The organism is Arenibacter latericius DSM 15913 (assembly GCF_000424985.1).
Taxonomy (GTDB): domain Bacteria; phylum Bacteroidota; class Bacteroidia; order Flavobacteriales; family Flavobacteriaceae; genus Arenibacter; species Arenibacter latericius.
The window spans coordinates 20,881-45,904 of the sequence record NZ_AUKX01000031.1; the positions used below are offsets into that span (position 1 = coordinate 20,881).

23 protein-coding genes are annotated in these 25,024 nt (G+C 36.1%); 19 read left to right on the top strand and 4 right to left on the bottom strand.

Annotated elements, in window-relative coordinates:
- Positions 1–405: 405 nt before the first annotated feature.
- Entirely contained in the window at positions 406–819 is a 414-nt protein-coding gene (locus H344_RS0110335) for a response regulator (RefSeq protein ID WP_026810254.1), read from the top strand.
- 131 nt (positions 820–950) lie between these two features.
- On the opposite strand, the gene H344_RS0110340 is transcribed toward H344_RS0110335, so the two are convergent.
- Positions 951–2,441 carry an acyl-CoA dehydrogenase family protein gene (locus H344_RS0110340; RefSeq protein WP_026810255.1) on the bottom strand — a complete coding sequence of 497 codons (1,491 nt, stop codon included), beginning with the start codon at positions 2,439–2,441 and terminating at the stop codon, positions 951–953.
- Positions 2,442–3,401: 960 nt separating this feature from the next.
- Here H344_RS0110340 and H344_RS0110345 point away from each other — a divergent pair.
- The 13 genes from H344_RS0110345 to H344_RS0110405 all read left to right on the top strand — a co-directional run bounded on the left by H344_RS0110345 (position 3,402) and on the right by H344_RS0110405 (position 14,507).
- Positions 3,402–3,704 carry an urease subunit gamma gene (locus tag H344_RS0110345; protein WP_026810256.1) on the top strand — a complete coding sequence of 101 codons (303 nt, stop codon included), beginning with the start codon at positions 3,402–3,404 and terminating at the stop codon, positions 3,702–3,704.
- A 23-nt stretch (positions 3,705–3,727) separates the two neighbouring features.
- Positions 3,728–4,042, top strand: a complete 315-nt coding sequence (gene ureB, locus H344_RS0110350) for an urease subunit beta (protein WP_026810257.1) — start codon at positions 3,728–3,730, stop codon at positions 4,040–4,042.
- Positions 4,043–4,047: 5 nt separating this feature from the next.
- Positions 4,048–5,766, top strand: a complete 1,719-nt coding sequence (gene ureC, locus H344_RS0110355) for an urease subunit alpha (protein ID WP_026810258.1) — start codon at positions 4,048–4,050, stop codon at positions 5,764–5,766.
- 23 nt (positions 5,767–5,789) lie between these two features.
- Positions 5,790–6,251, top strand: coding sequence for an urease accessory protein UreE (gene ureE / locus H344_RS0110360; protein ID WP_026810259.1), 462 nt, complete (start codon positions 5,790–5,792; stop codon positions 6,249–6,251).
- The gene (locus H344_RS0110365) at positions 6,244–6,930 is read left to right on the top strand and encodes an urease accessory protein UreF (protein ID WP_026810260.1); all 687 of its coding nucleotides are present in this window, start codon (positions 6,244–6,246) and stop codon (positions 6,928–6,930) included. The genes ureE and H344_RS0110365 overlap by 8 nt, the downstream gene beginning before the upstream one ends.
- An 18-nt stretch (positions 6,931–6,948) precedes the next feature.
- Positions 6,949–7,578: an urease accessory protein UreG gene (ureG, locus tag H344_RS0110370; protein ID WP_205667156.1), complete on the top strand. Its 630-nt coding sequence runs from the start codon at positions 6,949–6,951 to the stop codon at positions 7,576–7,578.
- Complete coding sequence (locus tag H344_RS0110375) at positions 7,565–8,401, top strand: urease accessory protein UreD (protein WP_026810262.1); 837 nt, start codon at positions 7,565–7,567, stop codon at positions 8,399–8,401. The genes ureG and H344_RS0110375 overlap by 14 nt, the downstream gene beginning before the upstream one ends.
- 180 nt (positions 8,402–8,581) lie before the next feature.
- Positions 8,582–10,162 carry an ABC transporter substrate-binding protein gene (locus H344_RS0110380; protein ID WP_205667154.1) on the top strand — a complete coding sequence of 527 codons (1,581 nt, stop codon included), beginning with the start codon at positions 8,582–8,584 and terminating at the stop codon, positions 10,160–10,162.
- Positions 10,163–11,143 (top strand): ABC transporter permease, encoded by a 981-nt coding sequence (locus H344_RS0110385; protein ID WP_026810264.1) that lies wholly within the window; start codon positions 10,163–10,165, stop codon positions 11,141–11,143. It begins immediately after the preceding gene.
- Positions 11,136–11,999 (top strand): ABC transporter permease, encoded by an 864-nt coding sequence (locus H344_RS0110390; protein ID WP_026810265.1) that lies wholly within the window; start codon positions 11,136–11,138, stop codon positions 11,997–11,999. The genes H344_RS0110385 and H344_RS0110390 overlap by 8 nt, the downstream gene beginning before the upstream one ends.
- Positions 12,000–12,007: 8 nt before the next feature.
- Positions 12,008–12,967, top strand: coding sequence for an oligopeptide/dipeptide ABC transporter ATP-binding protein (locus tag H344_RS0110395; protein ID WP_051254256.1), 960 nt, complete (start codon positions 12,008–12,010; stop codon positions 12,965–12,967).
- Complete coding sequence (locus H344_RS0110400; RefSeq protein ID WP_026810267.1) at positions 12,960–13,571, top strand: ABC transporter ATP-binding protein; 612 nt, start codon at positions 12,960–12,962, stop codon at positions 13,569–13,571. The genes H344_RS0110395 and H344_RS0110400 overlap by 8 nt, the downstream gene beginning before the upstream one ends.
- 135 nt (positions 13,572–13,706) lie before the next feature.
- Complete coding sequence (locus tag H344_RS0110405; RefSeq protein ID WP_026810268.1) at positions 13,707–14,507, top strand: aspartate dehydrogenase domain-containing protein; 801 nt, start codon at positions 13,707–13,709, stop codon at positions 14,505–14,507.
- On the opposite strand, the gene H344_RS0110410 is transcribed toward H344_RS0110405, so the two are convergent.
- Entirely contained in the window at positions 14,494–15,405 is a 912-nt protein-coding gene (locus H344_RS0110410) for an NAD(P)-dependent oxidoreductase (protein ID WP_026810269.1), read from the bottom strand. The genes H344_RS0110405 and H344_RS0110410 overlap by 14 nt on opposite strands.
- Positions 15,406–15,540: 135 nt before the next feature.
- Between H344_RS0110410 and H344_RS0110415 the strand changes: the two genes are divergently transcribed.
- The gene (locus H344_RS0110415; protein WP_026810270.1) at positions 15,541–15,996 is read left to right on the top strand and encodes a copper resistance protein NlpE; all 456 of its coding nucleotides are present in this window, start codon (positions 15,541–15,543) and stop codon (positions 15,994–15,996) included.
- A 134-nt stretch (positions 15,997–16,130) separates the two neighbouring features.
- The gene (locus tag H344_RS0110420) at positions 16,131–17,552 is read left to right on the top strand and encodes a nicotinate phosphoribosyltransferase (protein WP_026810271.1); all 1,422 of its coding nucleotides are present in this window, start codon (positions 16,131–16,133) and stop codon (positions 17,550–17,552) included.
- A gap of 483 nt (positions 17,553–18,035) precedes the next feature.
- Here the strand turns inward: H344_RS0110420 and H344_RS21040 are convergent, their stop codons facing one another.
- On the bottom strand, positions 18,036–21,284 hold the full coding sequence (locus H344_RS21040; protein ID WP_051254257.1) for a PAS domain-containing sensor histidine kinase: 3,249 nt from the start codon (positions 21,282–21,284) through the stop codon (positions 18,036–18,038).
- A 6-nt stretch (positions 21,285–21,290) separates the two neighbouring features.
- Positions 21,291–21,743 carry a response regulator gene (locus tag H344_RS0110430; RefSeq protein WP_026810272.1) on the bottom strand — a complete coding sequence of 151 codons (453 nt, stop codon included), beginning with the start codon at positions 21,741–21,743 and terminating at the stop codon, positions 21,291–21,293.
- A 428-nt stretch (positions 21,744–22,171) separates the two neighbouring features.
- Here H344_RS0110430 and H344_RS0110435 point away from each other — a divergent pair, with 428 nt between their 5' ends.
- From H344_RS0110435 to H344_RS0110445, 3 genes are all read left to right on the top strand, one after another.
- Positions 22,172–22,723 carry a DUF4494 domain-containing protein gene (locus H344_RS0110435; protein ID WP_026810273.1) on the top strand — a complete coding sequence of 184 codons (552 nt, stop codon included), beginning with the start codon at positions 22,172–22,174 and terminating at the stop codon, positions 22,721–22,723.
- Positions 22,724–23,160: 437 nt separating this feature from the next.
- A complete protein-coding gene (locus H344_RS0110440; RefSeq protein ID WP_026810274.1) occupies positions 23,161–24,327 on the top strand; it encodes an MFS transporter in 1,167 nt (388 codons plus the stop codon).
- A gap of 86 nt (positions 24,328–24,413) precedes the next feature.
- Positions 24,414–24,926, top strand: a complete 513-nt coding sequence (locus H344_RS0110445; RefSeq protein ID WP_026810275.1) for a nucleoside deaminase — start codon at positions 24,414–24,416, stop codon at positions 24,924–24,926.
- Positions 24,927–25,024 lie beyond the last annotated feature (98 nt).

The window sequence follows — 25,024 nt, forward strand, 5'->3', positions numbered from 1 at the left end:
ATGTTGTATAAAAATTGAAACTGGAAAATTGGGTGTGATTACATACAATATACTGTCAAAAACACCTACATAAGTTAATTAAGAAACTGTAGCATTTATATGTAATCAATATATTCAACATGTTTTTCTATAGGGTTGAAAGAATTATTAACCGCTTTTTCCCAAAAAAGATGAATATAAAATTTTTTCCTCTTAAAACTGCATTTATTTAAGTTAAGGCACTATATGCGTTATAAAAGTGGAGTGATTATTATCGGGTCATTGGTCCTAAACTATAGTAAGATTAACAAATAAATTGATTTTAGTGAGAATATTCTTCTGATATTCAATGCTTTTAAAAATAATTATTGTGTATTTTTACTAACAACAATCACCCCCACCTAACATTATAATTAAATTTCAACAATGATTCCACTGGTTTACATTATTGATGACGACTTGGTTTCTCAATTCGCAACTCAATACAGGATGAAACAGGCCATAGGTGAGTGTTCTCTAATTAGTTTTGATAGCGGCAAGGAGGGGTTAAAAGCTATTATAGACCAATTAACAGACGGTAAAAAGCTTCCAGATATATTGTTTTTAGATTTAGAAATGCCTGCTATGGATGGTTGGGGATTTCTAGAGGAATTCAGTAAACTCCATAATAACAACATACCCACAGATATCTATGTGCTATCTTCATTTGGGGATACAAAAGATCGCGATAAAGTAAAGGTTCATCCTTTAGTGAAAGGATATTTTAATAAGCCTCTTACGCTATTAGATGCTAAGACAATTATTCAAAATATAAACTCTGTAAAACTATCTTCTAAATAAAGTCTAATAACGTTTCTCTTTATTTTATTAAGTTCTTTTAAAAAAAACACCTCTATTCCTTAAGATATAGGAAATAGAGGCGCCTTAATTACTCCGAACACAAAAGTGTTATATTAGAACCTTACTTTATTTTAAACAAAATCATACCAATGGCTATTCTCTTGGTAATCAGCAATCTGAATTACTGTGCTGTTACTATTAAAAGAATTGATCAAGGATGAGACATCAGCTTTTACAACCTCTATACAGTTAGCAACCAAATCTTTTCTAAATCCTTTTTCTTCCATTTCTAACACAAAATTCAAAGAAATAATTCTAGAAAATATTTTCCCCAGATCAACTAATTTCCTTTGCTTTAATCCTGGAGTGATAGAAAAGTCTAATTCATTTTTAAAATAGGAATGAGAACGGTCTGTTAAGTTAAATTCTTTTAAAAAGGCATATACGTTATAGTCGTTTTTGCGCTTCATCTGCTTAACAATTATTTCTGCAATCTGCGTGTACAGCATTTCATTAGATCCTTCAAATATCTGAAACGCCCTACTATCCATTATTCCCCTGCCTGCAATATTTTCCATTTTAAAGCCGGTGGAACCGTATAATTGCGTTGCTGTTTGTGCCGCATCTTGCATTAGATCCGTTATATAGGCCTTCATAGAATTAGCTTCTACACCTGCATCGGCAAGATTATTTTCTATACCACTATTTGTGCTGCTTCTAAAACACATAGCAGAAGCGATCGTAAAAGCAGATTGGACTTCTGCAATTTGTGATTGAACCATATCTAGTTCAATCAATTTGCTATTTCCAACAACTCTTTCTTCGCAATGTCGTAAACATTCGTCTAGCATCCGCTTGATAAAACCAAGTGCCATTCCTGGAAACTGCATTCTACTTCTATGAAGTATATCTAGCATCATCTTCACCCCAGAAGAGGTAGGCTCTAGTTTATATTGGGAAGGAACGGTGATGTCTACCTTATTCTTCCCATAAGGAATCATATATAGCCCTAGGTTATTGTAATACTCTTCTACCACAATTTGTTGGTTAGGCTGAGTAACATCGCAGATAAAAAAATCAATATCTCTATTTAGGTTCCCCTTAGCATTTTTTTCACGGGAGGCAATTAACCAATAATCGGCCATTCCTGTTAAACCTTGCCAATGCTTGGTTCCTTTAACCTTATAGCTGTCACCTACTTTTTCATTATAAGTTTCCATGCCTAAGGCATTACTTCCATAATCGGGCTCGGTAATCATTAGTCCGCCCATATTTTGCTTCTTTAAAAGATGATCAAAAATGCTTGCTTTAACATTTTCATTGGCATATTTGGCAACAGGCTCTAAGAATAAGGCAATGTTGATACCAAAAGTTAGGGAAAGGGAAAGCGATTCGTAGGAAGCGGCAGATAAGATGCCCAAACACTCCTTAACCTTTAACCCTCGGCCTCCAAATTTCTCAGGAATAGCCACAGATAAAGGGGATTTCTCCATAATTTCTCGGAGTGCAACAGGCGGTATACCTCGTTCTTTGCTAAATTGCTCAATGTTATATCTTTCGTGAAAAACGCTTTTTAAAACTTTTTCGAACTCCTTAATATACTCGGGAAAACTTTTATTCATCCTATATTTTAATATTGATTAATTATCGTAGATTTAATTTTCGCACATTTTATTTAAATAATATACTACCTATAAAGACCTTTTAATAAATTATTAGCCATCAATTAAATATCCGTACTCCAGTAGGAATTTAATCGTAAGCTAAATAGCATTATCTCTAAACTGTTCTTAACTTTTAAGGAACTAGAAAAAACACCTAATTTAAAATTGTTTTAGCCCTAAAATTCAAGGCTAAAAAAATAGACGTGCTCAATTTAACAAAATGTTCCTCAAATAAGCAAAACTAGGCTATACAAATCAAATTAATGCTGATTTTTATCAGTTTTAATTTCTTAGAATAAATCAAATTAAACAAGTTAAGCACAACCACCTTAAACTCCTTTAACCATATAGGAGGCAAAACTTGTATATGGATAGATCTCACTTATAACGGTAATGGGCAAGTTTAGAAGCCCAATTGTTTATCTTAAGTTATTATGGGTATGTTGTAAAATTAGCATTATTAATAGGAGTGTTGTAAATAATGTTTGTTATAAAATGCAAATCATTATATATTTATTAATACTTTTAAGATATTAATAATATGGCGGAATTTATCAAAGATAATTTGCCAAAGGTTAGTGTGTATTGCAGATGGTTGAGAGTCATGTATTTAAGTGCTTTTCATTGTTAAATCGGATGCTTTATATGAATAAATATCATAATATCTTGGTTCCAATAGCTTGCGATAACGGTTTTACACTTGCCATCAAAGTAGATGATTCCAATAAAGTATGAGCTAATTTCTTTAATTGGTTAGGTTAATTAGGAAGTAGGATTATTGAGTTATATCGGATTATAAATGAATTTTGTAATAAACACAAGATATACCTTACGCTAACATTGCATTCATCAGCCTTATTATCAGTAGGTCTTTTAGATTTAATTAAAATAAGGCACCAATAAATAAATGTAAATGATATGAAATTAACAGAAAGAGAGAAGGATAAGTTGCTTATTGTGGTTGTGGCCGATTTAGCACGTCGCAGAAGAGAAAGGGGGCTAAAATTAAATTATCCCGAAGCGGTTGCAATTATTACTTATGAAATAATGGAAGGTGCTAGAGATGGTAAGACAGTTGCAGAATTAATGCATTACGGTACACAGATCTTAACTCGGGATGATGTTATGGAAGGCGTTCCGGAAATGTTAGATGTTATTCAATTAGAACCTACTTTTCCCGATGGCTCTAAATTAGTAACCGTACATCATCCTATTAGTTAATTTAAATATTAAAAAACACGAGCATGAAACCAGGAGAATATATTTTAAAAGACGAAGATATTTTATGTAATGAAGGATCAGAGGCAATAAGTCTAATGGTAACTAATAAAGGGGATCGTCCAATTCAGGTGGGCTCTCATTATCATTTTTATGAGGTAAATAATGCTCTTGATTTTAACCGTGAAGAGGCATATGGAAAACGCTTAGATCTTCCTGCAGGTTCGTCTGTACGTTTTGAGCCTGGAGATAAGAAAGAAATTAATCTCATCGATTATAAAGGTAAAAGAGAGGTTTACGGTTTTCATAATAAGGTAGACGGACCATTAACTAAAAAATAAGGATTATGAGTTTTAAAATGTCAAGGGAGCAATACTCCCAAATGTTCGGTCCAACTACTGGAGATTCAGTTCGCTTAGCCGATACCGATATATTTATACAAGTAGAAAAAGATTATACAACCTATGGCGACGAGGTTGTATTTGGAGGAGGAAAAGTAATTCGCGATGGAATGGGACAGGATTCTCAAATTACACGTGAAGGAAATCAAGACGTACCAGACACTGTGATAACCAATGCCTTAATTCTTGATTATACAGGGATTTATAAAGCGGATATCGCAATTCGTGATGGTAAAATTTCTGGAATAGGAAAAGCAGGGAATTCCAATATTCAAGATAATGTAACCATTCATATAGGAGCCTCTACAGATATAATCTCTGGCGAGGGTAAAATTATCACTGCTGGGGGAGTTGATACGCACGTGCATTTTATTAACCCCGAACAAATTGTGGTCGCATTAAATAATGGAACAACTACGTTAATTGGAGGGGGAGCTGGCCCTACCGATGGATCTAGAGCGACAACTGCTACACCTGGAAAATGGCATATTCATACCATTTTAAAAGCTGTAGAAGAACTGCCTATTAATATTGGACTAACCGGTAAAGGTCATGCTTCAACAATGGGCCCATTAGAAGAACAGATTCGTGCTGGAGCTATCGGATTAAAAGTGCATGAGGATTGGGGAGCAACACCTTCTGTTATAAATCAAGCTTTAAAATGCGCCGATAAATTTGATGTACAGGTTACCTTACATGCAGATACTTTAAATGAAAGTGGATTCTTTGAAGATACCATGAAAGCCGTTGATGGTCGTTTATTACATATGTACCATACTGAAGGAGCTGGAGGTGGTCATGCTCCAGATCTTATAAGAGCAGCTGGATACAACAATATTATACCAGCTTCTACCAATCCAACCTTACCTTATTCCTTAAATACGGTTGAAGAACATTTAGACATGGTGATGGTAGCCCACAATTTAAATCCTTCTATTCCCGAGGACTTGGCTTTTGCAGACTCCCGGATTAGAGCAGAAACTATTGCTGCTGAAGATGTGCTACATGATATGGGGGTATTTAGTATCGTTAGTTCCGATTCCCAAGCCATGGGTCGAGTTGGAGAACTTGCACTTAGAACTTGGCAGGTAGCTCACCATATGAAGAATCAACGTGGATCTTTGAAAGGAGATAGTAAATACAACGATAATAACCGTGCAAAACGTTATGTAGCAAAATACACCATCAATCCTGCGATTGCACATGGTATAGGTGATTATGTTGGTTCAGTAGAAGTAGGAAAATTGGCAGATCTTGTTATTTGGGACCCAAAATTCTTTGCCGCCAAACCAGAAATGATTTTGAAAAATGGCGAAATAGTTAGAGCGCAAATGGGGGATGCCAATGCGGCCATTCCAACTCCACAACCTGTTCAACTCCGTGGCATGTTTGGTAGTCTAGGAAAAGCACGTTATCAAAGTTGTACCACCTTTGTTTCTCAAATAGCCTATGATAATGACATAAAAGGAGAACTCGGTCTAGAAAAACTAATATTACCAGTAAAGGGAATTAGAAAACTTACCAAGCAAGACTTAAAGCTTAATTGTGAGACGCCTAATATAGAGGTAGATCCACAAACGTATCAAGTTAAAATAAACGGTGAAGTATTGTCTTGTGACCCTGCTAAAAACCTTCCTTTAACTCAACGCTACTTCTTGTTTTAAAATAGTGAAAAAAGATATTTAATATGATTATAGATAAAATTGTAGGCAATATTCATAATATGAATACCTCTGAAATAGGGGAAAGACATATCGAAAAAGTAAGGATAGAAAGTGCCGACTTGGTCAAAAGGATTCAACGGGTTAAAACCGATCACAACCGTGATATGGGAATACGCCTTAAAAATGCTGAAGATTTAAAGGATGGTGATATTCTTTTTATGGATGATAAAAACATGATTATTATAGATGTGAAAACCGATGATATACTTGCTATACAGCCAAGGAATATTAATGAAATGGGTGTAATAGCACACGAATTGGGTAATAGACACATGCCTGCAAAGTTTGAAGGCAATGAGATGCTCGTTCAATATGATTATTTAGTAGAAGAATTATTGCAGCAAAAGGGAATTCCTTTCAAAAGAGAAGATAGAAAACTTAAAGAAGCATTTAGACATACGACAGGAGCACATAGTCATGGATAGTAGTTTATTAGCACTATTTCAATTATGTGACTCCAATTTCCCCAGTGGAGGATTTAGTCACTCTTTTGGATTGGAGACCTTTATTCAACGTAATAGAGTCCATAATCGGGATACCTTTTCTCAATGGTTGTCATTGTTTTTAAAGGAGCAGATGGTTAGTTCTGACGGTCTTGCTATAAAATTAATATACCAAGCTTTAGAAGAGAATGACTTAGATGAGGTATGGCGAATAGATCGCTTATTGACTATCCAAAATATGTCGCGCGAAACGCGTGAAGGAACACGATTCATGGGAAGGTCACTAGTTAAAATAGCAGGGACCATTTATGATTCTGAGTTGATTAATTTGTATAGTAAGCGGATTAAAGAAAAAGATTCTTTTGGTCACCCAGCGGTTTTATTTGTATTGGCCGGGTATCATTTAAAAATCTCTAGAGATACAACAATGTTATATTATTTGTACTCTACAATAGTTAATCTCGTCCAGAATGGCGTACGTGCTATTCCAATGGGTCAAACAGACGGACAACGGATAATCTCAGACTTTCAACCAATATTAAAGGATGCTGTAGAAGCTGTAAATCGGTTAGAAAAAACTGATTTCGGAACAGTAGCTCCCGGAATAGAAATGGCTCAGATGCAACATGAATATGTTAACGTTAGGATATTTATGTCCTAAAACTCGATAATAAAAAATATAACAGATATGAAACCAATAAAAATAGGAATAGGTGGACCCGTTGGAGCAGGGAAAACACAACTCATCGAAAAAATAACACGTGCTTTAGATGGAAGGGTAGAGACCTGTGTAATTACCAATGACATTTACACCAAAGAAGATGCGAAAATACTTATTAGAACAGGAATCTTACCAGCAGACCGTATCATTGGTGTTGAAACAGGAGGCTGTCCTCATGCTGCTATTAGAGAGGATATATCAATGAATGCTGAAACTGTGGATATTTTAATAGATAGACATCCAAATGTAGAGCTAATCTTTATTGAAAGTGGTGGCGATAACCTTGCGGCAACTTTTAGCCCAGAATTGGTAGACTTCTCCATTTATATCATTGATGTAGCGCAAGGAGAAAAAATTCCTAGAAAAGGAGGCCAAGGGATGATAAAGGCCGATTTGTTCATTATTAATAAAACGGATTTGGCCCCTTATGTAGATGCTAACCTAGATATAATGGCAGCAGATACTAAAGTATTTCGTGGTGATAAACCTTTTTACTTTACAAACCTTAAAACAAATGACGGCTTAGAAGATGTAGTAAACTGGATTGATGAACATGTTCTTTTAACTGGATTGAATGAACTTAACTAGTGCTAAATGGACAGGTTTTCTAAATATGGAAATAGAAAACCGCGAAGGAAAATCCATTCCTAAAAGCATTTATTATTATAATGCACTAAAGGTACAACGTCCAATTTATCACGGAAAATCCGGAATGCCATGTTATTATTTGCTCAATGTGGGCGGTGGCTATATGGATGGGGATACTTACCGCATTGAAATTCGGGTAAGGGAAAAGGCTAAATTAATGCTAACAACCTTGGGAGCAACATTGATTTATAAAACGCCTAACAAACCAGTAACACAAGAGTCTGAAATATTTCTAGAAAAGGATAGCTATTTTGTATACTTACCCGATCCAATTATCGGATATAAAAACGCTAGATATAAACAGGTAGATACTATACATATGGAGAAGGGGGCAACCCTTCTCTATTCGGATATATTAACGCCTGGCTGGTCTGCAGAAGGGAGTTCCTTTAGCTATGACAAGCTACAACTTAATACCAATATCTACTTGGAAGGCGAGTTAGTGGTGTATGATAATATAAAGCTAGAGCCAGCTGTGCAGCAAATTAACGCACTGGGGTTTATGGATGATTATACCCATATAGGAACGTTTATTGTTATCGGTGATAAAACAGATGATGATTTAATAAAACGCTTGCATGAGGTTATTCATGAACAACCTGGAGAATTTGAAGCTGGAATCTCTCTACTTTCGACTCCTGGTTTTACAATACGTATTTTAGCAAAACTAACCCAGGATATAGTACGGATTATTTCTGCCTGTCATAAACTTGTCAGTGAAGAATGGTTTGATGAAACACCTAGTTTTCTAAGAAAGTATTGAGCATTCAAAATTAATTTTTACACTATTCGATGTTTAATATGTATTGGGTTTATTTTAAATTCAGAGGACTTTACAACGGGTCCAAATAAGGTTATTAACTAAGTATTTATTTTTTTCCATTTCTTGTGAATTATAATGATGATGAGAAAACTAATTCCCCCTTTTTGTTTTTTGTTAACTGTGTTGCTAATTTCTTGTGTAAATCAGGATAAAAATAAAGGTGATAGGAAAGAAGGGCAGAAAGACCAACTGATTTTAGCAATTGGAGGGGAACCAGATAATGGGTTTGACCCCACTACCGGATGGGGGCAATACGCATCTCCTCTTTTCCAAAGTACATTATTAAAGTATGATCAGGATTTTAATATTGTTAATGATGCAGCGGTTGATTATAAGGTAAGTGAAGATGGACTAAAATGGACTGTGCAATTACGGGACGATATTAAGTTCTCTGATGGAGAACCCCTTACGGCTAATGATGTAGTTTTTACTTTTAAAACTGCTAAAAATAGTGCTTCTATAGTAGACCTTACTAATTTAAGTGAGGTTGAAGCCATTGATAGCTATACAGTGGTTTTTACATTAAACAGTCGTAATTCTACTTTTATACATCATTTAACTAGTTTAGGTCTGGTTCCTGAACATGCTTATGATAATTCTTATAATGAAAATCCAGTAGGTTCAGGTCCATATATTTTAGTTCAATGGGATAGAGGGCAGCAATTGATTTTAAAAGACAATCCATATTACTATGGTAAAAAACCATATTTTAAGAAGTTAATATTTTTATTTTTATCTCAAGACGCCGCTTTCGCCGCGGCAAAAGCTGGGCAGGTAGATATGGTGTCGGTAACCCCTTCATTGGCTGAGGAAAAAGTAGAAGGAATGAAGTTATTATCCTTAAAAAGTGTAGATAATAGGGGAGTGGTACTTCCTTTTGTTCCAAACGAAGGGAAAACAGTTAATGGCCGTGCAATAGGGAATAATGTTACTTCGGATATAGCAATCAGGAAGGCTATGAATATTGGGGTTGATCGAGAGGCTTTGGTCAACGGAATTTTAAAAGGATATGGAACGCCAGCTTATTCAATAGCAGACCATTTGCCTTGGTGGAATCCGGAGTCTGAAATTAAAAATGGCGGAGATTTAGAAAAAGCAAAAGAGATTCTAGAGGATTCAGGTTGGCAAGAAAATAAAAATGGGATTCGTGAGAAGAATGGAGTTAAAGCAGAATTCACACTTTTATACCCCTCAAATGATCGTACGCGACAATCCTTATCTATAGCATTTGCAGACATGATAAGACCTTTAGGTATAAAAGTAACAGTCAAAGGTAAAAATTGGAAAGGCATAGAAAAAGAGCTTCATTCTAGTGCAGTTTTATTTGGTTTGGGAAGTCATGATCCTCTTGAGTTATATAATGCTTATAGCAGTAAAGTTAAGGGTCAAGGCTATAATAATTCCAACTACTATGCCAACGAGGTTGTAGATGCCTATTTTGAAAAAGCGCTTAGTGCCACCTCACAGGAGCAAGCAAATACATATTGGAAAAAAGCACAATGGGATGGCAAGACAGGTTTTTCCAATAAAGGAGATGCACCATGGGTTTGGCTAGTTAATATAGATCATTTATTCCTCGTGCGGGAAAATCTGATAATTGGTCCACAAAAATTGCAACCTCACGAACATGATTGGCCTATTACAGATTTTATAGAAAACTGGCATTGGGAGGTAAATAAAAAGCGTAGTAAAGAACAATAGATGATTAAATTTATCCTGAGAAAAACTGGTAAATTAGCTAGTTTACTAATAGCTATCAGTCTTTTATCATTTATACTAGTTAGTAATTCTCCTGAAGACCCTGTTCAGTCTTATATCGGTGCTGAAATTTCAAGAATAAGCCCAGAACAGCGAAAGAACATTGAAGAATATTGGGGGTTAAACCGATCTAAGCCAGAGCAATATCTACTGTGGGTAAAAGCGGTGTTTCAAGGGAATTTGGGAGAATCTTTAATATACCGTAAGCCTGTTTCCGAGATCATTTTGGAGCGGTTTTCTGCCTCAATTGTCCTAATGGGTATTTCATGGCTTTTATCTGGGGTTTTTGGCTTTTTACTAGGGATTCTAGCAGGTATGAATGAAGGGTCAATTCTGGATCGCTTTATAAAAAGTTATAGCTTTATAATGGCATCTACCCCTGCCTTTTGGTTTGGCCTATTGTTGCTAATGGTTTTTGCTGCTTGGTTAAATTGGTTTCCAGTAGGATTGGCATCACCCGCAGGTAGTTTAGCGGGTGAAGTTAGTCTTATAGATAAACTTAAACACTTGGTTTTGCCAGTGGCTACCTTGAGTATTGGTGGTGTAGCGAGTATAGCGTTACATACTAGGGAAAAAATAATAGAGGTTCTCAATAGTGAATTTATTCGCTTTGCAAAAGCAAAAGGAGAAAGGGGAATAAAGTTATTTTGGCGTCACGGATTGCGTAATATCTCCTTGCCAGCCATATCCTTACATTTCGCATCTTTTGGAGAACTTTTCGGTGGTGCCGTCTTAACAGAACAAGTGTTTTCATACCCGGGTTTGGGTCAGGCCATAGTAAAAGCCGGCTTAGGTGGAGATGTACCACTTCTGTTAGGAATTACATTGTTTAGCGTTGTCTTTATTTTTGTAGGAAATTTTATGGCAGACCTACTGTATGTGGTCATCGATCCAAGGATGAAAATTAAACAGACGCATGACTGAATTAATCTCTAAATATCTACCACTGAAACGCTCCGAAAAATATAATCGACGAAAACGAGCGTTAGCCACCTCAATCATTGGAGCCCTGATATTATTGGCGTTAGTTATAAGCGGATTTTTTATAGGGACAGATGGTTTAGTAGTTAATTTTGAGGCTGCAAATAATGCACCTTCTTTGCAGCATCCCTTTGGTACGGATTGGTTGGGACGCGATATGTTTGTCCGAACTGTAAAGGGCTTAACGTTGAGTTTTTGGGTGGGATTACTTGCCGCCTTTATAAGTGCTCTTATTGCACTTTTACTGAGTTTGTTATTGGTATTAAATAAAACCTTGGATTCACTGGTAACTGGACTTATAGATTTATTCCTAGCATTGCCTCATATTGTAACCTTAATCTTAATCTCTTTTATGTTGGGGGGCGGACTAAAAGGGGTTGTTATAGCTTTGGCATTAACACATTGGCCGCGATTGGCACGTTTATTACGCGCAGAAATAATGCAGATAAAAAATACAGAATATATCACTGTCTCCCGAAATATGGGGAAATCTTGGTATTGGATAGCGCGTCATCATATTTTGCCACACTTAATTCCGCAACTAATTATTGGGTTTATATTAACGTTCCCACACGCCATTTTACACGAAGCTAGTATTACCTTTTTAGGATTTGGGTTATCCTCCGATAAACCAGCTATTGGGGTTATCCTGTCTGAAGCCATGGGGTATTTGTCCTCAGGAATGTGGTGGTTGGCTCTGTTTCCAGGTTTAATGCTGTTGTTAATGGTGGCGGTATTTGATAGCTTGGGTCGTAATTTGCGAAAGGTTTTTGACCCATTTAAAGGCCAAAAAGGTTAAATATTAATATGAATAAGAAATCATTTTCCAATACAAAAAATCAAATTCCGCTGTTGGAAGTAAAAAACCTTTCTCTTTTATTTCCACAGTATAAAGAAGGGTTAAAGGAATCTTATATTCAGGTAATAAGGGATTTTGAATTAACTATTTATCCTGGTGAAATAGTGGCAGTGGTTGGGTCCAGTGGCTCTGGAAAGAGTCTACTTGCCGATTCCATATTGGGAATATTACCGGACAATGCAGAGATTATGGGAAGGCTGTTATTTAATGGCGAGCATTTATCAACCAAAAGGCAACAGCAACTCCGTGGAAAGTCGATTTCTCTTATTCCTCAATCTGTAAAAGCCTTAGACCCACTAATGAAAACCAGTAAGCAGGTACAAAGTGTTATTCCTGATAAGAAAGCAAAAAAAAGAATTCAGGAAGAAGCTTTTATAAAATTAGGCTTACCTCCAGAAACAGGAGATAAATATCCTCATGAACTCTCCGGAGGCATGGCAAGGAGGGTCTTAATTGCAACAGCAATGGTAAGTGAGTCGGAATTAATAATTGCAGATGAACCTACTCCTGGTTTAGATGAGCTAACTTGGGAGGAAACGCTAACTAATATAAAACAACTCAGCAAAAGCAATAGAGGTATTATGTTTATAACTCACGATATACATGCTGCTTTAAAAATTGCTGATAAAATAGCGGTCTTTTATGCGGGAGAAACATTGGAAATTGCAAATAAAGAGGATTTCTCGGGAAAAGGAGAGCGTTTAAGACACCCCTATACTAAAGCCTTATGGTTAGCATTACCGGAAAATAATTTTAAACCCTTAAAAGGTAATCATCCAGAATCCGATGAGGTTCTAATAGGCTGTGTGTTTGAGAAACGTTGCCCAATTGCTACTGAGTTTTGTAAAACAAATAAACCTAAGTCGGCTAAGATTAATAATGGAATAACAAGGTGTTTCTATGCTTAAAGTAAACAATATAAGTTTCAGATACCAATCGGACCGATGGTTGTTTCACCAAATTGACCTTATAATAAATCCAAAAGAAGTGGTTGGATTATATGGGCAAAGTGGTATTGGTAAAACGACCTTTGCGAACATTATATCAGGTTACCTTAAACCGGATAAAGGATCTATAACTGTAGATGGAAAGGTATATTCACAAAATGGTCGAAATCCAGTACAATTAATAGGACAACATCCAGAAAAAGCTATTAATCCGCGTTGGAAGATGAGGCAAGTTTTAGAAGAGTCTGGAGAATATAGTGATGAGTTTTTAGAAAAGTTGGGAATAAGTAAAGAATGGATGCATCGTTATCCATCACAACTTTCTGGAGGAGAATTACAACGATTTTGTCTTGCTAGAGCGATTGCACCAAAAACAAAATATTTAGTAGCAGACGAGATGACTACTATGCTCGATGCCATTACCCAAGCACAGATATGGCAAACTGTTTTGAGCCTTGTAGAGAAGCAAGAACTTGGGGTGTTGGTTATTAGTCATGAGTTACCTTTATTGAAAAAAATCTGTAATCGTATACTTAATTTTGAGGAGCTTGCAGGAAATAAATAAGGTCACAAGGGTGTTAAGCTTACAATAGGGAAGCGTTTTAGACTCTTTAGGTCTTATTTAATCTTAACCCCATACTTTATATAAATTAAATTAACTAAGTTGTAAAAAGCATGAAAACAGCATATCTTAGACCGCATGAAAACTAAAACACTTGCAATTGTCGGCTGTGGCAAACTTGCCCATATTGTTGTAGAAGCTATTAATTCTGGATTATTGCCCCATTACCAACTCGTTGGTGCTTATTCTCGCACCTTTGAAAAGGCAGAACTACTTGTGGATATGATCTCCAAGTCCCAACCCCAAGAATTGTGCAATGCCTGTAAAACAATCGACGAGTTACTAGCCCTTAAACCCGACTATATTGTTGAAGCGGCATCACCAGATGCTTTTCGCGAGTTCGCCATACCGGCATTAAAAAACGGATCTTCTATAGTTACACTATCTATTGGTGCCCTTGCCGATATAGATTACTATGAAGAGGTAAAGAAAGTTGCCAGTGAAAACGATACCCGGGTGCATTTGGTTTCTGGTGCTATTGGTGGTTTTGATGTAATGCGTACCATTTCTCTAATGGAAAGTTGTTCTGCAAGTTTCACTACAGAAAAAAGCCCCAATTCCCTTAAGGACACCCCTGTTTACGCGGAATCCCTTCAAACCGAAAAGAAAACGGTTATGAAAGGAAACGCTAAAGAAGCTATTGCTCTTTTCCCTTCCAAAGTGAATGTGGCGGTTGCTGCTTCGCTTGCTACAGTAGGTCCAGATGACATGAAAGTTTCAATTACATCTACACCAGGCTATGTAGGTGATAGACATCGTATAGAAGTTAAAAGTGAGCAAATTGATGCGGTAATAGATGTATATAGCAAAACCTCGCAAATTGCTGGTTGGAGCGTTGTGAATACTTTGCGCAATATTACTTCACCTATAGTTTTTTAAGATAACAGTTAATATTTTCCAATACCTTTTTGCTTAATCGGTCAAATGCCTGTCTCGTTCTCCCTACAGAAACTTGCATGCAATAAACATGAGGATGGTGTAAGAATTTTTCGCTACCTAGCGCCCCTAGGGTATCGGCATATAGTCGATTATCCTCATTTATCCATTTCTCAAAAGGTGCTTCGTCCCAAGCAGGGGAAAGTCCGGTATTAAAAAGTATTTTTCGGTTTCCCAGATGGGAAAACTCCTCTTCGTACAAGAGGACAGTATTTTTATTGAGGCAGGTGATAACTACTTCACTCTCTGTGAGTAGGGTTCTTAATGGTAAAAATTGATAACCTTTTGCTCGTGCTTTTGGTTTTTCACTACGTGAGAAATAGGCGATTTCGGCACCTAAAAAATGAAGTGCGTCTGCTACCATTCCTCCGGAGGCTCCCAAGCCAACAATTCCCACTTTTAATCCAGTAATTTCTCTAGGGACTCCATCCCAAGGTTGTTCTGGCTCACCGTTGGGCTTGGTGCCAAAACCGTGCAAGCAACGGACTAGCTCACTAATGATATATTCAACCACCCCTTCATCACCATAATCTCGAATTCCCGTAACGGTAATTCCACGTGCATTGGCGTATGTGATATCTACATTGGCACTTTCTGGAGAATATAAGGAGCAGCACATGCCAATATATTTAACGTTAGGACACTTTTCTAATGCGGCCGGGCCAAGATTGGAGGTATAACTTAATAAAACTGAATCCGCATCGCCAATTCGTGTTGCCATTTCTTCATCGTCAGTAGGGATGTCTCTATAAAGTACTACTTCTTTTGCATAATTATGAAGTTCTTCTTCTGCTGATGGTGTTAAATTTAACGGCTCTATAGCCACAAGTTTATGGAACATTACTCTAATGTATTTTTAGAATACGCATGATATGGTAACTTTTGTGGAAATACAAATTTTGAAATAATTATATTGGTAATTACCGCTTAAAGTAGATAGTTTATTTATAGTTTAGCCTCTAAATTTAATAGGAAAATGAAAAAAGCAGTTTTAGCATTAGCTATGTTAGGTTTGTTAGTCTTGTCTTGTAAAAACAATACAAAAAAACAAGAAGACACCCCTGAAGTTGAAAAAACTACAGATAAAAATGTTACACCCGATATGCACACTTCACAGATCTCATTAGATTGGGAGGGAGTTTACATGGGTACGCTGCCTTGTGCCAGCTGTGAGGGAATAAAAACTAGGATATCTCTGAAAGCAGATGGGAGCTATGTTTTGGAAGAGGAATATTTGGGTGAAGAAGATGTTGTATTTAAAGAAAATGGCAAATTTGAATGGAATGCAGATGGAAACACTATTACACTTCATAAAGGAAGCGGGGAAAAACAGCTGTTTAAAGTGGTGGAGAATGCTATAATTCTCTTGAGTTCGGATGGAGAAATAAATACAGAAGAGCTAGCTGATTTTTACAAATTATCCAAACAGTAGTATTCCTTCTCTTAGTTGTGGCCTTTGTGAAAATCATTCCACGATGTAATGGTTAAAAAGCATTATATCTTATATTCGTTATGATAGGTTCTTATATTGCCTTTTAACTGAACAAATATTTTAATACTGATAGCATGAATTCAACAAACAAGTTTTCAGGATTGTACACCGATCAATATCAACTATCCATGGCAGAGGGGTATTTTTTGGCCGATAGAGGAGAAGATAGAGTAAATTTCGATTATTTTTTCAGGAAAAATCCCTTTGGAGGTGGATTTACCATTTTTGCAGGATTACAAGATCTTTTTGAATTAATAGGGGACTTTAAGTTTGATTCGGATGCTATTGATTTCTTACATAAAAGAGGTTTTCAAAGTAATTTCTTAGACTACCTAAAAGACTTTCAGTTTAAAGGAACTTTACATGCCCCACAGGAGGGAGAAGTCGTCTTTCCTAATGAGCCTACGATTACGGTAGAAGGAAATATAATTGAAGCTCAACTTTTAGAAACCTTGTTGTTGAATACAATCAATTTTCAATCGCTTATCGCTACAAAAGCAAATCGATTAAGATATGCTGCAGGAGATAAGGGCGTAATGGAATTTGGGATGCGTAGAGCACAAGGATGGGCAGTAATCCATGGCAGTAGAGCAGCGGTGATTGGCGGAGTAGATAGTACATCTAATGTGCTTAGTTCCTATTTGTACGGATTAGAATCTTCTGGGACCCAAGCCCATTCTTGGATACAAAGTTTTGATGATGAACTTACAGCTTTTAAAGTTTATGCAGAGACTAGGCCAAAGGATTGCGTGTTGCTGGTAGACACTTACCATACCCTGAACAGTGGCGTACCTAATGCTATTATTGTTGCTAAGGAAATGGAGAGAAAAGGAAGTCGACTTTCGGCCATTAGGCTAGATAGTGGGGACTTGGCTTATTTATCCAAGAAAGCGAGAAAAATGTTGGATGATGCCGAATTAAATTATGTTAAGATTATAGCATCTAATCAGTTGGATGAATACATAATTAAGAGCCTTATAGATCAGGGGGCACAAATCGATGGTTTTGGCGTTGGTACCAGTCTCATTACTGGTAGAAAAGATGGAGCCTTGGATGGTGTTTATAAACTGAGTCAAGTTAACCAGAGGGCCACCATTAAACTGTCGGAGGATGTTTATAAACTAACTCTCCCAGGGAAGAAAAAAATTGTAAGATACTATAATGGAGAAGATAAGTTGTACGCTGATGCCATAGTGATGGCAGAGGAAAACGTAGCTGATATAGATACCATTTACCATCCACAATACTCCGATAAGAAATCTGACGTAAGTGGATTAAAAAGTGAGCTGCTAGTTTCCAAAGTTTTTGAAAATGGTGAGGTTCTAGTTCCTAAAAAAGAGGTGAGTGAAATTTCTGAATACAGAAAACATAGAGTCTCCCAATTATCTGAAGAGCATAAACGTTTCGAATTTCCACATACTTATAAAGTGGGCTTAAGTGATTCTCTCATTAAATTAAGAGATAAGATGTTAACAGATATCAAGAAGAGACAATAGAAGTATAATTTAATAGAAAGAACTTCCTAAAACCTAACCAAAGATTAAGGTAGGTGAGAAATCTCTGAATTATTACCAGCTTCAGTTTTGTTATAAGAAATGGATAATGCCCAAATAAAAAAGAAGTAACTAATTATATTAGGATTCTTTTTTACTCGATAATCGAGATATAAACCTGACTGCCGTCAGGCAAGTTGCTCCGAGGCTGTCTTGCCCGAATCTTCCAGGCGGGCCTGCCCGAATCCTTCAGGCGGGCCTCGAAATCAATACGTTTTTTTTTCTTTTAATGCCTTGTGGGCTTGCCCCGAGGTAGTTTACTTTGAAAAAAATAAATTTTAATTACTATCAAAATTCTAATCACCTATTGTACTGCAACTAATAGAATAGGTGTAGCATAAATTAATTATAAAAACGTTTTTTAATAGTTGTTCTCAATTTAAGGAAGACCCCCAATGGGAAAGGGCGTATTACCGTTATACTTCATTATTCTTCAGTAGGAAGATAAATTTTAAAGGTAGCACCAACGCCCAATTCCCCAACTGCCTCTATAGTCCCATTATGGTTTTCTACTATCTTTTTTATTATGGCTAGGCCTATCCCCGTTCCTGGATATTCGGTCTTCCCATGTAATCGTTGAAAAAGTTCAAATATCTTATCACTATACTGTTGGTCAAATCCAATTCCGTTATCGGATACGGAAATGCAACAATAAGTCTGACTCTCAAGTAGATTTTCATTTGCCAAGGTGCTCCCCTTAACCTTGGTAGTGCTTATATGGATACGTAAAGGTTCTTCTGCCTTAGAGAATTTTAAGGAGTTGGTAAATAAATTTTGAAATAGTTGTTTAATTTGGAAAGGAATTATATTTAACTCACTGTTGGTCTCAATAGTTACAGAGGTACCTTTCTTAAATAATTCTTCAGCTAAATCATCTTTTACTTGTTCAATAAGATTTTTTAAAGCTACTTTCTTAAAGTCTCCCTCCAGATTATGCGTGCGGGAATAGGCAAGCAAATCTTCAATAAGTGTCTGCATACGTGCTGCAGATGATTGCATTCTATTAAAGAGATCTAAACCGTACTCCGATAAGGCATCGCCTTCTTTTTCGGCTATACGCGAAGCAAAAATCTGAATTTTCCTTAGTGGCTCTTGCAGGTCGTGACTAGAGATATATGCAAAAGATTGTAGCTCTTTGTTCATTTTCACAAGCTCTTTATTCTTTTGTAGTAGTTCTATTTTTTTCTCTTTTAAAGCATCATCTGCCGCTTTTTTTGCCGTTCTATCGCGAGTAACTTTAGAGAATCCTACCAATTCATTATTAGTCCCATAAACTGCAGTAATAACAACACTTGCCCAAAACAAGGACTTGTCTTTTCTTACGCGCCAACCTTCATGTGTAGCTTGACCTTTATCTAAAGCCTGTTGTAATAATTTTTGAGGAACTCCGTTTTTTTGATCTTCTTCCGTGTAAAAATTTGAAAAATTTTTACCAATAAACTCTTCTGCTTTATATCCTTTAATCTTCTCTGCTCCAACATTCCAGTTCTCTACAATTCCGTCCTTGTTTAGATATAAAATAGCGTAGTCTTGTACTTTTTCTACCATTAGATGATAGCGTTGTTCACTTTCTATTAAAGACTCGTTTAACTTTAATAATTCTGTGGTACGTTCTTTAACCTGTTTTTCTAACTGGTTAGTGAACATTTTTTGGTCCTGGATGTCTGTACTAGTACCTACCCACATTCGTATTTCTCCTTTTTCATTAAGTTGAGGTTTTGCTCTACTTAATTGCCAACGATATTCTCCGTCATTACGACGAAAACGATGCTCTAGTAAAAAATCGTTCCCTGATTGTATAGCTTCTTTCCATTTTTTTATATTTAACTCCTTATCATCTGGATGTATCATTTGAAGCCATCCTTCTCCATGCAACTGCTTTTTACTTAGTCCCGAAAAGTTATAAACAGATTGGTTATAATAAGTTATGTTTCCTTCTGGATCCGTAATCCAAATAAACTGTGGCATAGAATCAGCAAGTAACCTAAATTTTTGCTCATTTTCCTCCAGTTTTTTTTGAGCTTCTACGTGTTTTGTAATATCTGTATTACTTCCAAACCATTTCGAAATTTCACCTAACTCATTATATACCGGTAAAACGCGTGTTAAAAATTGCCTATAGCTATTATCGGCACCTTTAATAGAAAACACCATTTCAAATTGCTTTCCTTTTTTTAAAGAACGGTTCCATTTCGCCATCACTTCTGGTAAGTCATTTGGGTGAATTACCTTATCCCATTTCCATCCTTCTAATTCTTCCAAGGTGGTTCCCGTATAATCTTGCCATTTTTTATTATACCAATATACATATCCATCCGCACGAGACATCCAGGCCATATTTGGTATATTATCTGCTATTGCAGCTAAACGAATAGCATTTTCTTTTATTTTTTCTTGACCTTTAATTTGCTCAGTAATATCAATTAATGTATTTATCGCTCCTGTAATTTGACCATCATTACCGTATATTGGTTTTGGATGTGGAATAAAATGACGTCTACTACCATTTGGTCTTTCAACTATTAATATTGGATTTTTTGTTTTTTCTCCCTTTAAGGCTTTAGACATAGGGAGGTCTTCCGATTTAACTGGATTACCATCCATAGAATAAATTTTCCATGATCCACACCATAAATCTTTTCCAATAGTTGGTGTGTGCCCCCATAATTTTACGGCTGCCTCATTAAAAAGTTGAATATACCCTTCGGCATCGCAAGTATATAGTGCTACTGGTAAACCGTTAACAAGTGTTCTATATTTAGCCTCACTTTCCTCAATTACTTTGCGCGAAACAACATGATCGGTAACTTCTACACCTAGTGCTAATACACCATCAATAGCTCCGTTAGCGTTTAATAAAGGTTCAAAACTAAAGCTGAGGTAAATGGTTTCTAATTGTTCGTTTCTTAATAGCTTCACTTGGAATTCTGATGCAGAAAAAATTTCACCAGTTTTATAAACCTGATCTAGAATTTCCTTTATTCCTTGTGTTTTTAGTTCGTGTAAAACATCAAATACGGGTTTGTTTTCTACTTCTTCTGCAGTTCTTCCCCATAATGCCAGTGTCTTGGCATTTGCTATTTCTGTAATGTGTTCCTGCCCTCTAAATATAGCTATAGAAACAGGAGCTTGCCTTATCATAGAACGTAACATACGTTCACTCTCCTGCAGTTCATTTTTAGCCATTACATTATCTGTAGTCTCCGTAAATGTAATTAGGGTTCCGTTAATCTGCCCAATGTCGTTGAAGGCAGCACTGCAGCAGTAGGTCCAATATCTGTTTTGAGCGGTTTTACTTTTATTAAATGACAATACCTCATCATATCTAGAGACGGGCTTAGCACTAGTGATGACCTCATTAATTACTGGGTCTAAGAACTCCCACATATTAGGCCATGCTTCGCTACCTTTTTTTCCAATTACTGGATTATAATCTTCTCCTTCTAAGTTTTTCCTAAAAGCATCATTATAAAAACAAATATGCTCTGCCCCCCAAAAATAACACATGGGAAATGCCGAGTGTAAAATCATGCCAAGTGTAGTTTTTAAACTGGTAGGCCAATCTGTTATATCGCCCAGAGTAGTCTTATTCCAGGCTATTTTTCTTATAAGTTCGCCCATTTCTCCTCCGCCATTGAGGAATGGAAAATCATCCGCTTTTGGAGTTGTAGTCATATTGAGTTAATTTTCGGGTTGGATAAGGAAGGTTTCCTTCTTAGGCTGTAAACCATTGCTTGAAGTTAGTAAAGAAATAGCTTTTTTAATTACCATTTTAAGTTGAGAATAATCCGTGGGTTTACGAATATAATAATGAGCACCATTGCCATAAAGCATATCAATCACCTTTGGATTGTATGAGGTAGAATAGATAACTACTGGCAATTTTTTTAACTTTTCACTTTGCTTTATTTCTGTTAAACACTCAACCCCCGTTTTAAGGGGCATATTTAAATCGAGGAAAAGCATTTGTGGTAGATTAGATAAGTTATGCTCAAGATACCTCATTAACTCCACCCCATTGTTCATCGTTTTTAATGAGAAGGATAATGATAGTTCTTCTAAGGCATCTTGGAAAAACATCCGATCGTCCTCATCGTCATCTGCGAGCATTAAATGTATCTTGTTATTTTTCATTCTAAAAGCTAATTTAATGAGAACTATTGGTAAGTAATTAAAGATATTTTCCTTGGTTTTAAATGTAACTAAAATATAATTAAAACGGATGTTAGGCAAAGATGTATGTTTAATTTTTAGTTATATCCTTATAAGGCCAACCCTTTAAAAGTTTTCACTAGAATTTTTTTTGGTCCAAAGGCTATCTACTTGAATAATTCAAATTAGATGATGATTAAATTTAGAATAAACATTATTAGATTAAAAAAAGCTCAACACAAACCTGTCGCTAATTGTTTTTTAGGGGGTAAGTTGTTTATAGATAACTCTTTAAGCTTCTTAATGTGTTGTTGTAATTATAAAGAGGAAATAGATTGTGGATATCTATTCTGAGATTTATTTACTATCCTTTTTATTAAATATATATTTGGCATCCTAAAAATATAATTATGAGTGTAACTTGGTACGAGTGCAAAGTAAAATACAGAAAAACACACGAGACAGGAGAACAAAAAGTAACTACGGAGACCTACCTCTTAGATGCTATTTCCTATACGGAGGCAGAAACGAGAATTAATGAAGAAATGGCGGCCTATACCAGTGAGGAATTTCTAATTACTAATATTAAGGTTGCAAACTTTTCAGAAGTCCATCCTTATGAAAATTCCGATCGTTGGTTTAAATCAAAAGTTTCTCTTATCGCTTTTGATGAAGAAAGTGGCAAAGAACGGAAGACTAATTTATATATGCTAGTGCAAGCTAATGACGTAAAAGAGGCGTACGATAATACCGTAACCGCTATGAAAGGGACAATGGGAGAGTATTCTATCCCTGCGATAACTGAATCCCCTATATTGGATGTGTTTCCATACTTTACGGGTGAAGAGGAACAATTAGAAAAATTTAATGCCATTGCAAAAACCGAAACCGAAACCGAATCTGAAGTCGAAACAGAGACGGAAGGGGCTTTAGAAGAGTTGGAAGAGCAAGAAAGTAATTAAATATTTAAAAGGCCTCTGATATTGAAATCAGGGGCCTTTTAAATTTGCCTATATCTGAGATTAATATGCTCCGATGCTTTATTAGAATTATTATTTATTTTTTAGTTCCCCTTATTACTTGCTAGCCCTAAACATATCGAATTACTACTGTTAGTACCCTATCTTTTAATTCTTAGTATTCAAACGATTCCTCAAAGAAATGGTGATTATATTCCCAATCCCATAATTAATTTTTTAATAGAAAGTTTCAACTTTTTAGACTTTGTGGTAGTTTCAGCTTTCATTACTTCACTTTTTATAGTTATTATCCCTTTGTTTTCTAATTTTGCTCTTTAATTTTGGGCGTTCGGGCGGGCTATTCGTTGCAATTTCCCATCCTGTTGGCTGGGAGATTTTCACTGCTATCCCTAACGCAAAAAAAAACAATTCTCCTATAAATGAAGAACCAATTATCCAATGCTACCTTGTATCTGATGAGTATATCAGCCGGACTCATAGTAGCTAATCTTTATTATAACCAACCGCTTCTACATTTGATATCAGAATCTTTTGGAGTCACAGAATCTGCGGTGAGTAACGTGGCGCTAGCAACACAATTGGGTTATGCAGCCGGATTACTTTTTATTAACCCTTTGGGAGATATGATGTCCAATAAAAAAATTGTACTATACAATTTTATATTAATGATTATTTCTCTATTAGCGTGTGCAATATCTTCTTCTCTTTTTTTACTAATTAGTAGTAGTTTTTTCATCGGTTTAAGTTCTTCATTGCCACAATTGTTTGTGCCTATGGCAGCACAACTTAGTGATGATGAGGGGAGGGGACGCGCAATAGGAATTGTTATGAGCGGACTCTTAATAGGAATATTGGGAAGTAGGGTAATCAGTGGCCTGCTAGGAGAGCAATTTGGATGGAGAGTAATGTACTATGTGGCTGCAGGTATGATGTTGGTCCTTTTTATATTGCTTCAATTTAAATTACCCAAAATAACACCTAAGTATCACGGAACCTATAAGGAATTAATAAGGTCGCTTTGGTATTATTTTAAAACAGAACCCGCCTTACGGTTGGCAGCGATTAGAGGAGCCCTAGCCTTTGCAGGGTTAAGTGCTTTTTGGACTACCTTAGTTTTTCTAATGGAAGATTCTTTTGGATATGGGAGTGGTGTTACAGGAATTTTTGGTCTATTAGGAATTGTAGGTGCCTTAGCGGCAACTGTTGTGGGTAAAATGAGTAATAGGGTGAGTAGCAACAAGATTATTTTGTTTTCTAGTATTTTGCTTATCCTCTCATGGATCATTTTCCTGTTCTCATCCTATTCTTTAGTAGGACTTATTATAGGGGTGATTTTAATAGACCTGGGATTGCAATCTTTGCATATCATTAATCAGCATATTATCTTTTCTAAAAATCCAGAAGCTAGAAACCGTGTAAATACCGTTTATATGGTTGCATTCTTTATCGGGGGAGCCTTGGGGACTACCTTAGGAGCACTTGTATGGGAAAACTATAAGTGGACGGGGGTTTCTGTGTTAGGAGGGATATTATCCCTAGGTATCTTGGCAGTTCACTTATTTTCTAGACAGAAAACAACCGCCTAAACGTTAGGTATAATATCGAGGCTTGGTTATGGGCTTTAAGCCTATAATATGTTTTTAAAAGTAGTAACACTAAAATAATTACAATTATGAATAATGCTAAAGATTCGCTTTCAGAAATTGATCTACAACATCTAGCACATTGCCTATCGCTAGCGGAAGAAGCAGTAAATGCTGGCGATAAGCCATTTGGATCTCTCCTTGTTAATCAAAAAAATGAGGTTATCGCATCGGCCCGAAATAGGGTGAACGAATTAAATAATTTAGCACATCCAGAAATTGAATTGGCACATTGGGCAGCAAAAAATTTATCGGCCGAAGAACGTAATAAAACAGTGATGTACACTAGTGGCGAACATTGTCCTATGTGTGCAGCAGCCCATGGATGGGTAGGTTTAGGAGGAATCGTTTACCTAAGCTCCGCTAAACAATTAAAAGAGTGGATGTTGGAAATGAAAGTTCCTGCAGCGCCTATTCAATTTTATCCCATTCAAGATATCATTCCTAATATCCAGGTAAAGGGCCCCGCAAGTGGGAAGTTGTTAGAAGGAATAAAAGCCTTGCATAAGAAGTACTATGACTTGCAAGCTGATTTAGGTTAAGGAAAAATATTGAATGTAATTGTCCTATTTTATAAGATAATTAGAATTGAGCAGCATTTTTATTTGAAAAATAAATTGATGTTTTAATTCTGAATAGA